Genomic DNA, 13,439 nt, shown 5'->3' on the forward strand with positions numbered 1-13,439 from the left:
GCGGCTTTCGTGCCATTCAGCCAATCCGACTGCCTCGAGCAGTTCCTGGATCGCGCTGAGCTTGCCTGCCTTTAGTTCTTCATATCGTTGCGTGAATTGCCGTCTGTGATGAGCGTTGTTTCCAGTGGGGCTCGATCGCGATCATTCCATCAATACCGGCCGGCATCCCATTGCCGAAAGCGAGCTCTCGAACATCTACCGCGATGACCTCAAGCTTTGGACGCTCTTCAGTCATGAGCACGAACTCGCTAATCTTTCCCGGCGGACAGTCCCCAGAAGCGGGGTAGACGAGCGCCAATTGTTTGCACCGGTAGCGAGCGGCGTAGGCGTTCATCTGATACGCGTCGCCGCTCGAGACGCCGGAGTTCGCGTTGCCGAGATCTAGGCGCTTCCATTTGGCATCGAGAATGGCGACGGTCTCAACTTCGTTCTGAATGGTGATGTCGGGGCGCAGTTGGAAGCCCGCCGTCGCGAGGTTCTTCACAGGGCTCTGCAGCCCCACCGAAAGGCGACCACCATACTTCGTCTGACAGGCATGCCGGATGCGCAGTCCGATAACCGTCTCGAAGAGCTTCTCCATATTGAACAGCAGCGCTGAACCAGCAGCGTCCCCGGTGCGAACATCCGGATAGAGGCCTGACAGTAGCCAGCGGGCCCGCGCAAATACTGGTTCCCAGTGCCGGATGGTGCGGTCAAGGCGGAGACCGTCGATGTCGCGAGCTCTGACCCTAATATCGCTAACCTCGTCAAAGCGATGCAGGAAAGCCGTCACCATCGCGCGGGTCCGTGGGCTCAACGCGAATCCGAGAAGGATCCGGAGTGCGCCCTTAAGCGCTTGATTGTATCGGTTGTCGATGCTGCGCTCGTCGAAACGACAGAGTAGATGAGAACGGTCGAAGGCGTTCGTGCGCAGGTGCTCGGTCAGCTCGAGCCGTCCGCGGATGGCATTGAGGTTCTCCGTCTTCTCCGAGTACCGGGCAATGGCCCCGCCTCGGAGCGCGGATTTCACCTGGCTGCAGAAATCCTCGATGAAGATGTCCAGGAGGTGGCTGTGCTGTTGCCCGAGGCCGGCCTCGCCTACGCGCTTCGATCCGAGCTCTCCGGCACGAGCAAGCATGGCCACTAGAAGGCCCCGCATGTCTTCGCTGCTATCGCTGCCATGGTCGATCTTTGGAAGTATCTCGATCGCCAGCTGCTCGGTTTGCAGGACTCCGCAGAACTGCCCGAACTTCAATGACCGATGGCCCCAAGTGAGGACCCCGGATGGCAGACGTCCGGCGAGTTTCGCGATCCCTTCTGCCTCAAGCTCGCTGATCTCGCCGTCCGGGCCGATGCTGACGCCCTCCCTCTCTCGGAAGGTCAGGCATCTCATTCCGGTGGCTCGTAGATCTTCCGGATGGCGTCCGGGGTGATGTCGTCTTCCCGAATGATCTCGAACGCCTCGCCGTCCCCAATTTCGGTCGGGTCCGCCTTTGGAAAGAGCTCGGCAGCACTCTGTGTGCGCGCCCGGACCAATTGCAGCTCTTCCTCCACTGCCTGGTCGGCGAGGACGTAACGGATCTGACGCCAGTCGTCGTAGAACGCCTCTTGCAGGAACGGCAGTATCTCCCGCGCAAATACACGGCGCAGCTCGTCGAAGGACTTCACGTGGTAAAAGTAGCTGTGGCCGAGGCTCTGGTCGCGATGCAGCAGGCGGGACAGGCGGGCATTCATGGCTTGCAGAAGCTGACGCAGGTCGATCGCATTGCCCTCACCGTCATCGATCGATTCAAGCAGTTCCGGCTTCGGCGTGAGTTCCTCGAACCGGAACCGGCGCCGTAAGGCGCTGTCGAGCAGAGCGATCGAGCGGTCCGCGGTGTTCATAGTGCCGATCACGTCGACATTCGCGGGCACCCCAAAACGCTCGCCGGAGTAGGGGAGCGTCACTTCCAAGCCCTTGCAGCTCGCCGCGCGGTTGCCCGACGCATCAATGCGGATCCGCTTGTCCACCTCGAGAAGCGTGATGAGCTCGCCGAAGACCTTGGCGACGTTTCCGCGATTGATCTCGTCGATGAAGAGGGCGAAGCGCTTGTCCGGCGCGCGCCGGGCCTGATCGCAAAGCCGCTTCAACACCCCCGGCCGCACCTCATAGGTGACAGCGCCGTTCTCCGTGACAGGGCGAATGCCCTCGACGAAGTCCTCGTATGCGTAGCTCTGATGGAACGTCACGAACTCGAAGCGATCACCGGCCTCGTCCTGGTATCGCGGCAGGTAATCGTTCTTGAGGCGGTAGGTCTTCCCGGTGCCGGGCGGGCCGTAGAGAATGAGGTTCAGGGGCGGCGCGAGTTTCTTTGGAGATGCATCCACAGACCCGGCTTCGTCTTCCGGCGCAGTGGCACCCGATACGATTGGTGGCAGCGCCTTCCATAGGCGCTCGAGGATGCGGGCAGCCTTTGCCCTGATCTCGACTCCGGAAGACTGCGGGTTCCACTCCTGGCCGGGTTCGCGACTTTGCAGCTCTTCAAGAGGGACGATTTCGTCCGTCGTTGCATCGCGGACGGAGTCGAATGCGACGTCAACGAAACGCGTCGTCTCGCCGGCGTCGGCGCGGGCCTGTTCCCAGTGCTCCGCTTCGTAGGGCGCGCGCGTGATCTTTCCGACGGCCACGACGCCTTTCGGAGGATTGCCGGTGCGGATCAGAAAGACGCGGTCACCCTCGCGTGGCTTGCTTGAGCTGCAGCGCCATCGGTTGTCGGCCTTCTCCCCACTGATCGTCGTGGCGCGGTCGGCCGCGAGTGTGTCCCAGGTCCATCTGGACGGGTTCCAGCTGAGAAGCCAGTTCTTCGTCTGGTTCTTCCACTGGGACTCGAACTCTTCCTGGTAGAAATCGATGTCCGAGCCATGCTCTTCTTCCAGCCTGCGGCGCAGCTCGAGCAGAGCGCGGTCGATCTCGACAGTGCTCCACTTCTTGATCTCCTTCTCCGTCGTGTCTCCGAAGCCGGCGAGTATCAGGCGCTTGTCGCCCTCGGAACTGATCCTCTCGAAGGTATCAGGGAACAGCAGGTGTGGCAGGATGTGGATCAGCTGTCGGTGCCGCGCCTCTGGAAGTCTGCTCAACCAGCCAGAGAATGCCCACGGATCCGAAGCGATCTGCTCGCGCTCGGAGCCATCGCGAGCCTTGAAATCTTGCAGAGCACCGATGAGAAAAACCAGCTCGCGCCAGCGGTGTGTGTTGTAGGCAGTCCCGGCGGAGCCGATGCCTTCGAGAACAGCGTCTGCGAGGAGTGGCTGGGTCGGGTTCAGGTCCTCTCCTGACCAAGACCAGATCTCCTGCACGTTCTCGCGCTTCTTTACTGCGCCGACGTTCGACGGGAAGAGCAGCGTAAGCCACAGGCTCTCCGCCATCAGCCTGCGGCAATTTGGGGAGCCCTCCGAAAGCTGCATCTTCAATTTCGAGAGAAAGTCACCTTCACCTGCGTCAAGGTTTTTTACGAAATGCTGATCAAGCTCGCCGAGCAGATTGGTCGTCCAGAGGTTTTCACCTTTCGACAATACCGACCCGTCTGCGAGAAAGCAGTTGTCTTTCCACTCCTGAGCCGCGTCATAGATTGGGTCGACATAATGGTTGGGATTGTACTTCGACAAACTCGACGATTCCTCTTCCGATTAATGAGCTCCGGCTATTTCGTGTTTCCCGCCAAGGCTCGCACTCCCGACTCGGCGCGCATGATTTATGTACGCGCCCATTTTTTGTGCTGACTGCACGCTAACGGGGAGTCGTGTCGGGTTCAATCGAAATCCTACGATGTTTCGGGGGTTTGCTCGAATGAATAGGACCGGCCCGCTTGCGGCAAAGCAGGCGTGCCGAGCCCGCGCTTCCTCGGCACGCCTGCGATTATCGCAACCGCTTTTGCGGCCGCGCGGCCGGCGAAAACTCGAGCCGGCCTGGTGGGCTCCATGCGGGTTCGCCGCCATCCCCACCGCCGCGCTCGATCCGGCCCACAGTCCGGCGTCTCCCGCGGTCCCCGCGCTTATCGGGTCCGGGTCCCCATCAAGCCTGCAGTGACGGGTTACTCGGCCTCCGCCGGCACCACAGACTCCATCTCGGCGACGGTCTGAAACTCGGACAGGAACTCAGGGCGCGTCTGCATCAGATACCGCACCACGCGCGCGTTCCCGAGGAGCTTGCCGACGTAGCCACGGAGCACGGTCAGCTGGAGGTGGTCCTGGCCGTAGGTGTCCTGGATCTGTGTGATCCCTTCCTGAAGCCGGGCAAGCTCCTTTTCCATTCGAGCGACCGCCTGAGGCGTCACGCCCTTGATGCGTTTGGGCTTGTTCGCCTCGACCAGCTGCGTCTGCGGTGTTGCGGCGAGGATCGCCGAGATGTAGGCGACGGAGTAGTTGTTGGCGTTCACCATGAGCTCGGCGGCTTCGATCTGGCGCAAGGGGATCATCTTGCGCAGCGTGGTGAACACGGCCGCAGTACAGGCCTTGTCCTTTAGAATCGCCACGGCTTCCGGGCAAATGCCGTCGAGCAGCTTGACCTTGCGCTGGATGCTGCGCGGGTTGAGGTCCAGCGCGGCCGCGATCTTCTCCTCCGAGACACCGCGCTCGATCGCTTTCAGGATCATCCGGTGCTCCTGAATGGGCGCGATACGGCTGATGCGCTTGTTGTAGGTGAAGGCCTCGTCGTCCGTCGACACGAGGCATTCGACCTGTTCCCGACCCAGATCCTTGAGGACTTCGATCCGGACATGTCCGTCGAGCAGCAGCCAGCTGCCGCTGGCATCCCCGTTTCGCGCGACCACCGGCGGCTCGACCAAACCGATCTCGCGGATCGATGCTGTGATCTGGGTGTATTTCCGACTGGACTTGATGGACTTGCTTAGCACCCTGACAGGCAGGATGTCCGCGACCGGGATCGTGACGCAATCGTTCTCGAAGCCGAGTTGAACCTTCTTGGTCATTGCGCTGCCCTCTCGGCGAGGGAGTCCTGCAGGTAGCTGGGCATGGTTTCCAGACCTTCCGCGCGCAGCAGCGTCACGAAATGGTCGTCCTCGAGGAGGGTCCGGAATGCCTGGCAGATGAACAGCAGCCGCCCCTGCGTCAGTTCCGCTTTCTTGATCAAGAGCTTCTGGCGGTCCGCCTCTTTTTGGTAGGCACGCACCAACGCCTCGCTCGTCAGAGGTCGCCGGTTTCGGCCGTCGCGGCCGTATTGCTTGGGATGGATCTTCTTTCCACGCGCCTCGCGCTGTTCGATCAGGCGCCGGGCCGCCGCGAGTTTTTTTCCGCGCAGTTTCTTCTGCGTGTAGGCATCCATCAGCGCACGCTGCGCGCCTTCGGCATCGGTCTTCGATATGTCGATGGCGAGGTTGAGCGGCAGCAGACCCGTCTCGACGGCGGTGACGAGCCGCTCTTCGCCGCGCTCCAGGAGACCAGCAATCATGCCGACATAGTCCGGTGAGACGCCGATCTTGTCGCCGATTTGCCGGTCGTTATAGCCCCGTTCGCGGAGCGTGCCGATTTCCCGCATCAGATCGATCGGACGATGCTGGCGACGCGCGCAGTTCTCGACGAGGCTCATCACCAGGCAGTCGGACTCATTGGCATCGATGACAATGGCGGGGATGGCTTTCTGCTTCAGTTGAATGAAGGCCTCGAGCCGCCCTTGGCCGCAGACGAGGTCATATTCCTGTGGATCTGTGTCGGTGCGGCGGGTGACGGTGATTGGGCGCTTCAAACCGATCTTGGCGATGTTCTCCACCATGTCCGCAAACGTCCTGGGGTTTCGGACCCGCGGATTGAGAACGCGAATGCGGTCGGTCGGGACCAGGGTGACTTCCGTCTGGTGAGTTTCTTCCGCGCTTTTGGCCATCATGCCACCTCCGTCACCTTCGCCCGCCCGGCGAGGGCGTAGAAATCTTCAAGTGTTTCAGTTCGATAGGCATCGAGCCACAGGCCGTTCTGCTCGGCCATCTTCAGCCGCGCGTCGGTCATGTCGATGCTGGGTAGAAGGTAGAAATCGCGCGGCGCGTCGTTGGTCTCGTTCATCCGCACAGCAATCGTGATGTCCGGAACGAGGCCGGTGTCGAGACGGATGTGCCAGCGCAAGGATCCAGCTGCCGTCGCCTGGCAGCGGGCCAGAACGACCGACACTGTGAATTCATCATTCACGCGCAGCAGCTGCGTGTCGGGGGCCTGCACCACGCGACCTCCCTGGGCGGCCACGCCCTCGATGATCTCCTCAACGACCTGGGGGTGGGCAGCGCGCAGCGCCTTGTTGATCTCGATGTAGCGGTAGTCCCGCTCCGGCTCATAGCCGATGAGGCGATAGGCGCGCAGCAGGCTGCCAAACCGGCTGCGGTAAGCACTGGACGAGGGCAGATCGTTTTCTTCGTCGATGATCAGGCCGGACAGCGTGCCCTGCCGTTTCAGGATCGCCCGCAGGGCATCGAGCAGCTCCTCGTCCGAGAAATGGCGGCTGCGCGCATCCACGATTTCCCGCGCGCGCAAGAACAGCGCATTGTCGACGATGGCCGGATAGGCGCCCTCGGCCCGGATCCACATGTCCCGTGGATTCACGATACGGCGCTGCTTCAGCTTGAACGATACCTTGTTGAAGACGTTGTTCCCGATGTATTTTTCGTTGGTCAGAACCTGATGGACCGTCGCCCGGGTCCACGGTCGGTCGAGATCGGTGCGGTGCCCTTCGCCGTTCAAAACCTCCGCGATCTCGCGCTCGGACCGCCCCTCATTCACGAACATCTCATACATGCGCTGGACGACCCGCTGTTCCTCCTCGGGGCCGGGGACGAGGATCACGCGGTCGGTCTGCAGGCTCTTCTGCTCGCCGCGGGACAGTTCGCCCTTGGGGTTTCCATGCTCATCGATCAATACGCGCCGGAGCCCGTATCCGGCCGCGCCGCCTTGGCGATATCCAAGCTCTACCAGGCGGCATTGCCCCGCAAAAACCTTCACCGAAAGCTCACGGCTGTATTCGCCGGCCATGACGCGCTTGACGGTCTTCAGAAGGTTAGAGCCGATGCTGCCATCGTTCTCGAACTGTTCACCGCAGTAGTGCACACGGATTCCGGCGCGGGAACAGACGTGCTCATGGTATGCGCCCTCATCGGCGTCCTGAAATCGACCCCAGCGGCTGACGTCATAGACGAGGATCGCCTTGAAGTCAGCGTGGCCGGATTGGACCTCGGCCATCAGGTTCTGCAGCGCCTCGCGGCCGTCGAGCCGCAATCCCGACCTGCCTGAGTCCTCAAACGTATGCAGAATGGTCAGGCCACGAGCCTCGGCATAGCTGCGAATGACATCGAGCTGGTTCTCGGTGGAGTACTTTTGGTGATCGGTCGACATCCGCACATAAGCGACGGCTGGCACATCCTTCTCAGGGTGCACCTCGTGCTTATCGGAATGGGTCGCCCAACGACCGCTCACATGCGTATCTCCTCATTATTCCAGGCAAATCCATCGCTCCCGTCGGAATCAACGGCTGAATTCTTCGCGTCCATGTAAAGCGAAGGAGGGTGGAATGTCGTTTCCGAAAAAGGGCAAGTTCTTTCCAAGGGAAAACGGATATAATGAAAAAACGGAGCAGCTAACGAATGGCGGCTTCGTCGAAGAAATCGCGGCGGCGTTGAAACGATCGTTGGGAGATAGTCGGGCGGGCGTGAAGACCGTGGCAGCCTGGACGGGTGCCAACGAGAAGACGGTGAAGAACTGGTTCTCCGGTACTTACGGTCCGAGCGGTGCTCACCTGGCCGCGCTGGCGCGCCACTCCGACGAGGTGCTCGCCACGTTCTTGGCTATGGCGGGGCGCGAGGATCTGATGGTTGCCATCAAACTCGCGGCGGCCGAGCAGGCGGTCGAGGAACTGCTTGAAGCCGTGCGGCAGCTGAACCGCGAGGAACCTAGCGATACCGTCATTTGATCAGTCGTCAGGCGGTCGAGAGTTTTGTCCCTCACCAGCGCGCAGGATTTCGAAGCGATCCTGCGCGGTGGAAACCTGCACGAGAGAGAGTTGGTCGCCGGGTTCGTTTCCACCGCCACTTGCCCCCGCGAAAGCGTTCTCCCGATCCGGCTGCGGCCGGATTTTTCCGTTGTTTTCGAGGGTTATGCGGGAGGGGCTGTTAACCGGCCCACGCCCCGAAGGGCGCGCATCCGTTCTCTCCAGGCCGATATTCTCCGGACCTGTTAACCGCGCGCGGTCCGGTTAAGCCGGTCAAGGCCCTGATAATGAAGGGTTTTGAGCCACAGGTCATTCGTAACCGTTGTGAAAGACGTATCCATGCCGCAGGGAACTGGCGTCGAACTCTGTGATGGTTAGGGCAAGTAATCGAATGCATCCGCGCTTTCATACAGAGCCTTGATGGTTGTCGCGGCAGAGACCGACGCGCGCGTCGCGGCTTCCTTTAGGTCCAAAACACGGAACTTGTCGCCGATCTTCGCAACTGCCTCGATCCGACGATACTGGTCGCCGAAGCGTTCTGCGTACTGCGCCAGCCCCTTGAGCTTCGGCATCGCGTCGCCGAACTGAATGCCGTGCGGATCGACGATATCGGCGGCGACGGTCCCATCGTCCTGCTGAACGAAAAAAACGAAGTCTGGCCTGACGATCCTTGGTTTGCCCCCATCCTCGTAAATGATGCCAAGCGAGTCCTGGCTGGCGCGCGACGGGTTCCGGTACCACGCGACGGCTCCCGCCCGCGCGAGTTCGGATTTCACGACTTCACCTTCCCAGGAATTGAAGTCCTCGGGGAACATCCCATGCTCATCGCACAGCATGTGCCGCTCGAACGATGGCAGCGGGGTCTCTGAGCCGTTCGCCTCGCGGATCGTCGTCGGTTGCATCCAAGACGTCGGTCGAGCCAGGTCCACATCCATGGGGCTCGCGCTCATCTCACGGATCTGGCGATACACGTCCTGACGCTCGTCGGAGAGGTTCTTGATGTCGACCCGGAAGCGAGTGAGCCATTGGTTCGCGAGTTTCTCGGCCTCAGTCTCAAGTGTCTCTCGGATGCCGGGAACCAATCCCAGAGCGCCAATCGTGACGTGTGCATCGATGATAGCGGCCTCCATGTCGTCCGCATCGCCTTCGCTCCGCGCCAGGTAGTCGCTGTACGACGTCGCAAGATCCGGACTGATCGCGCGGCCCGCCCTGCGATATGCGTCTTCGATCACGGCGTAGTCCGCTTCCTCGAGGAAGTCGTCGAACGACATGCCGCCGCCTTTCAGGTCGGCCTTCAGGCTCTTGCCTTCGACTGTCAGGACCGATTTGCGGGCAGTCTCGATTTCCGCCTTGTAGCGCGCTCTGGCGCCATCGAGCACCTTGTGCATTTCCGCATGAGCAGCCTTGCCAGCGTCCTCGAGCAGGCCATCCACGGCCAGCTCGTGCGCCAGCGAGGTCAGTCTCTTGACGGGACGGGCATGCCGCTTCGGCAGGGATTGGGATGGCAGCGAGAGCAGCTTGTCCCAAACCGCCTCCGGGATCGCAGAATTGGGCTTCAGCTCGACGGGGTTGATCAGCACGCGGCGGCCCGGCAGGTCGTCGCCGCCGTCCCCACCGGACATCAGCGCCTTGGCGACGTCCTTGACCGAGGCTTCGTCGAAGAACGGTAGCAGGCAATCGACCGAGTTCAGTCGTTCATTGCCCGGGATCCGCCGCGCCAATGGGGTGCGTACCATGCGCCCCAGCAGCTGCGTGATGTGCGTCTTGTCCCGAGCGGGCCGGAACGACACCATGACTTCGGCGCGCGGACAGTCCCACCCTGTGCTGATGGCGTCCTTCGCGATCAGGATCCGGACCCACGTCGATTCCTGAACACGTTCGGGCGAGATGTAGGGCACGGTATGGCGGCCGAAGGTCTGGGTGGAGTGTTCCCCGAACACATGCGCCACCGCATCCTCGGGGCTTTGTTGCGCAAAGACTGGGTGAGGGATTCATCTCGTGAATCCAGCGTGGTAGCTGTCCTGCATGAGCAGACCGATCCCGCCGAGCTACAAGACAAAGAACTGGCCGGCCTACAACGAAGCGCTGAAGCAGCGTGGTTCCCTGACGATCTGGTTCGATCCGGACATGGTCTGGGTGCCGCCGCCGACCGGCAAGCGAGGCCGGCAGCCGTTATATAGCGACGCCGCGATCCAGACATGCCTGACGATGAAAGTCCTTTTTGGCATGGCGCTCCGACAGACGACCGGGTTCATTGAAAGCCTCCTGCGCCTGGTCGGCCTCGACTGGGCGGTGCCCGACTTCAGCACACTGAGCCGGCGCCAGAAGACCTTGTCCGTGACTATTCCCTACCGCGGCTCAGATGGGCCGCTGAACCTGTTGATCGACAGCACCGGCATCAAGGCAGAGGGTGAAGGCGAGTGGAACGCCCGCAAGCATGGCGGCGCGAAACGCCGTCTATGGCGCAAGATCCACATCGGCGTCGAYGAACRSACGCTGGAGATCCGAGCCATCGAGATCACCGGAAGCAACGTCGGGGACGCGCCCATGCTGCCCGAGTTGCTCAACCAGATCCCCGCCGGCGTGGAGATCGGATCGATCACCGCTGACGGAGCCTACGATACGCGCAAGTGCCATGACGCCGTCGCCGACCGCGGCGCCCATGCCGTCATACCGCCGCGCAAGAATGCCAAGCCGTGGAAGCCATCAACCCCAGCCGCCATTGCCCGGAACGAGGCTCTGCGCGCATCGAGATACCTCGGCCGCGCCATCTGGCGAAAATGGAGCGGATACCACCGCCGGAGCCGCGCCGAGACGAAGATGCATTGCGTGAAGCTACTGGGGCAGAGCCTCCTGGCGCGCGACTTCGATCGCCAGGTCGCCGAACTTCAGATCCGCGCCGCCGTGCTGAACGGCTACACCGCGCTCGGCATACCCATCACAGAGCCTGCGGGATAAGTGCGTCCGGGGAAAGGGGAAGTCCGGGATTTACGGTCTTTGCGCAACAAAGCCTCGTCGATGAGGAAGGAACCGTCGCGCTCGAAAGCAAGATCGAGGCGGAACCTTCCTCGATCCTGGCTCTATAGCGAGTTGCGCACTGCCGGATTGCCGGCCGTCTGCATGGAATGTCGACATGTGAAGGCCGGACTGGGCGCGATGCGGAACAAGACCGACCGCAATGACGCACGCGGCATCGCCCAGCTTGTTCGCCTCGGCTGGTTCCGCCATGTCTTCGTCAAGAGTGACGAGGCGCAGCGCATTCGCATGCTGCTGGTCGGCCGCACCCATCTCATGAGCAAATCGCATGACCTGGAGAACTGCATCCGCGGATCGTTGAAAGTGTTCGGGCTGAGGATCGGCATCGTGACCCGACAGGGCTTTGAGGCACGTGTTCTGAACCTGATCGACGGCAGYGCGAGCCTAATTTTGATCGTGAAACCGCTGCTCCGGGCCCGTCGAGCGATGATCGAGGAGTTTGAGCGGCTCGACAGGCTATGCCGGGAATTTGCCAGGCGAGACCCGGTCTGCCGTCGGCTGATGAGTGTCCCTGGCGTGGGGGTGATCGTCGCGCTGACCTACAGGACAGGCGTCGATGCTCCCGAGCGGTTTGCGCGGTCCCGGGACGTCGGTGCTCACTTCGGCCTTACACCACGCAGGTACAGCTCCGGGCAGACCGATTACGATGGCCGGATCAGCCGATGCGGGGACGAAATGGTCCGCACCGCCCTCTATCAGGCCGCCCACGTTCTACTGCATCACGGCCGATGGTCGTCGCTCAGGGCCTGGGCAATGCGGATCGCCAAACGCCGCAGCCTGAAAGCCGCAAAAGTCGCGCTCGCGCGCAAGCTTGCCGTCGTGCTGCATCGCATGTGGGTCGACGGAACCGACTTCCGTTGGTCGGACACATCCCCAACCTGCGTGACGACAGAAGCAGTCTGAGGAGGCCGATGACGTAACATAGACACCCGGTTCCGCCGTTCCGGCGGGAGAAAGCGCCCGGGAGGGTGCGAGGGTCGGATGAGCCCGTATCGTTGGTTGCGACGCCACGGCCCGGCGCCATGTAGATCGCGCGGCAGAGCTCGGCCATCCGATCCTTCCCAACCCATCCTGTCCGCCGACGCCCCCCCAAGGCATCAAGCACGCAAAGAAGCCTGAATGTTCAGTCCCGGACGATCACATAGACTCTCGCCGGTCTGCGCTCTTCATGGCAAGGTCGTTTCTGCGTGAGGTTCGGGATGGGGGACGATCATGCTGATCTCTCTTCACAAGCAGGCGACGACGACACCCAGGATCAGAGCTGCGATGCAGGCGAGCGATGAGCCGGCGTGGATGGTTGCGGAGCGCTACAGCATCTCCGAACAGACGGTCTGGAAGTGGCGCAAGCGGGATGGCGTTCACGACCACAGCCACACCGCGCACAGGCTGCAGACGACGCTGACCCCTGCCCTGAGGTGCCCCTAGAGCGGGATGAAATCAGCCTGAATCGATAGAGGATTCACAGGCCTGCATTTTGGTGATTCACTGTTGCCGACCACAAGATGGAGGGCGAGTAGTGGGTAGAGCACTTTCAATGGACCTTCGAGAGAGGGCAATGGCGCGGCTGTTGGGGGGCGAGAGCGTGCGTCAGGTCGCAGCGGCCCTGGATGTGGCTCCGTCCAGTGTTGTGAAGTGGTCGCAGCGTTTGCGTGCGACCGGGAGTTGCGCTCCGGCAGGGACAGGCGGCCACCCGCCACGCAAGATTGCAGGCGGGCATGAGGCGTGGCTTCTGGAGCGGATAACGGAGCCGTTCACACTGCGCGGACTGGTGGTGGAACTGGCCGAGCGCGGGCTCAAGGTCGACTACCGCACCGTCTGGGCCTTCGTGCGCCGCACGGGCTACTCGTTCAAAAAAAGACCCAACTCGCCGAGGAGCAGAACCGCCCCGACGTGAGCCGCCGCCGTGTGCGCTGGAAGCGGCACCAGGGCCGGATCGACCCCCGTCGTCTCGTGTTCATTGATGAAACCTGGGCCAAGACCAACATGGCCCCGCTGCGCGGCTGGGCTCCCAGAGGTGAACGCCTGATCGGGCGGGCCCCGCATGGTCACTGGCGCACCATGACCTTTATCGCAGCGCTGCGTCATGATCGGATCGACGCGCCCTTTGTTTTGGACGGTCCCGTCAACGGCGAAGCGTTCCGGGCTTATGTCGCGCACGTGCTCGTCCCAACCCTGCGCCCGGGCGATGTGGTGGTTATGGACAATCTGGGCAGCCACAAAGGGCAAGCCGTGCGGCAGGCGATCCGTAACGCGAAAGCGCATCTACTTTTTCTGCCGCCCTACAGCCCCGACCTGAACCCGATTGAACAGGTCTTCTCGAAGCTCAAACACATGCTCCGCAACGCAGCCGAGCGCACAATGGAGGCAACGTGGCGCAGGATCGGGACACTGCTCGACCGCTTCAGCCCACAGGAGTGCGCGAACTACCTCGCCAATACTGGATACGCTTCAAGCTTATCTCATC

Annotated in this window: 9 protein-coding genes and 2 pseudogenes; 5 read left to right on the forward strand and 6 right to left on the reverse strand. The window is 61.8% G+C overall.

Annotated features, from left to right (window positions below):
* Positions 1 to 79: 79 nt before the first annotated feature.
* From KW83_RS07540 to KW83_RS07560, 5 genes are all read right to left on the reverse strand, one after another.
* On the reverse strand, positions 80 to 1,372 hold the full coding sequence (locus KW83_RS07540; RefSeq protein WP_036177037.1) for an McrC family protein: 1,293 nt from the start codon (positions 1,370 to 1,372) through the stop codon (positions 80 to 82).
* On the reverse strand, positions 1,369 to 3,624 hold the full coding sequence (locus KW83_RS19065) for an McrB family protein (protein WP_051928351.1): 2,256 nt from the start codon (positions 3,622 to 3,624) through the stop codon (positions 1,369 to 1,371). The genes KW83_RS07540 and KW83_RS19065 overlap by 4 nt, the downstream gene beginning before the upstream one ends.
* A gap of 425 nt (positions 3,625 to 4,049) precedes the next feature.
* Complete coding sequence (locus KW83_RS07550) at positions 4,050 to 4,946, reverse strand: plasmid partitioning protein RepB C-terminal domain-containing protein (RefSeq protein WP_036177039.1); 897 nt, start codon at positions 4,944 to 4,946, stop codon at positions 4,050 to 4,052.
* Complete coding sequence (locus tag KW83_RS07555; RefSeq protein ID WP_036177340.1) at positions 4,943 to 5,854, reverse strand: plasmid partitioning protein RepB C-terminal domain-containing protein; 912 nt, start codon at positions 5,852 to 5,854, stop codon at positions 4,943 to 4,945. Before KW83_RS07555 ends, KW83_RS07550 begins: the two co-directional genes overlap by 4 nt.
* Positions 5,854 to 7,371: a recombinase family protein gene (locus KW83_RS07560; RefSeq protein ID WP_036177041.1), complete on the reverse strand. Its 1,518-nt coding sequence runs from the start codon at positions 7,369 to 7,371 to the stop codon at positions 5,854 to 5,856. The genes KW83_RS07555 and KW83_RS07560 overlap by 1 nt, the downstream gene beginning before the upstream one ends.
* A 151-nt stretch (positions 7,372 to 7,522) precedes the next feature.
* Between KW83_RS07560 and KW83_RS07565 the strand changes: the two genes are divergently transcribed.
* Complete coding sequence (locus KW83_RS07565; RefSeq protein ID WP_036177043.1) at positions 7,523 to 7,921, forward strand: hypothetical protein; 399 nt, start codon at positions 7,523 to 7,525, stop codon at positions 7,919 to 7,921.
* Between the two features lie 392 nt (positions 7,922 to 8,313).
* Here KW83_RS07565 and KW83_RS07570 read toward each other — a convergent pair whose 3' ends face one another.
* Positions 8,314 to 9,888 (reverse strand): hypothetical protein, encoded by a 1,575-nt coding sequence (locus tag KW83_RS07570; protein WP_200879668.1) that lies wholly within the window; start codon positions 9,886 to 9,888, stop codon positions 8,314 to 8,316.
* A 76-nt stretch (positions 9,889 to 9,964) separates the two neighbouring features.
* Here KW83_RS07570 and KW83_RS07575 point away from each other — a divergent pair, with 76 nt between their 5' ends.
* The 4 genes and pseudogenes from KW83_RS07575 to KW83_RS19770 all read left to right on the forward strand — a co-directional run.
* Positions 9,965 to 10,897, forward strand: a complete 933-nt coding sequence (locus KW83_RS07575; protein ID WP_036177047.1) for an IS5 family transposase — start codon at positions 9,965 to 9,967, stop codon at positions 10,895 to 10,897.
* A gap of 60 nt (positions 10,898 to 10,957) precedes the next feature.
* A complete protein-coding gene (locus KW83_RS07580) occupies positions 10,958 to 11,878 on the forward strand; it encodes an IS110 family RNA-guided transposase (protein ID WP_081904510.1) in 921 nt (306 codons plus the stop codon).
* A gap of 309 nt (positions 11,879 to 12,187) precedes the next feature.
* Positions 12,188 to 12,385: pseudogene (locus KW83_RS07585) on the forward strand (IS481 family transposase); the annotation flags it as partial.
* Positions 12,386 to 12,491: 106 nt separating this feature from the next.
* Positions 12,492 to 13,420, forward strand: a pseudogene (locus tag KW83_RS19770) (IS630 family transposase); the annotation flags it as partial.
* Between the last annotated feature and the right edge of the window lie 19 nt (positions 13,421 to 13,439).

The sequence above is a fragment of the Palleronia rufa genome (assembly GCF_000743715.1).
Lineage (GTDB): Bacteria > Pseudomonadota > Alphaproteobacteria > Rhodobacterales > Rhodobacteraceae > Palleronia > Palleronia rufa.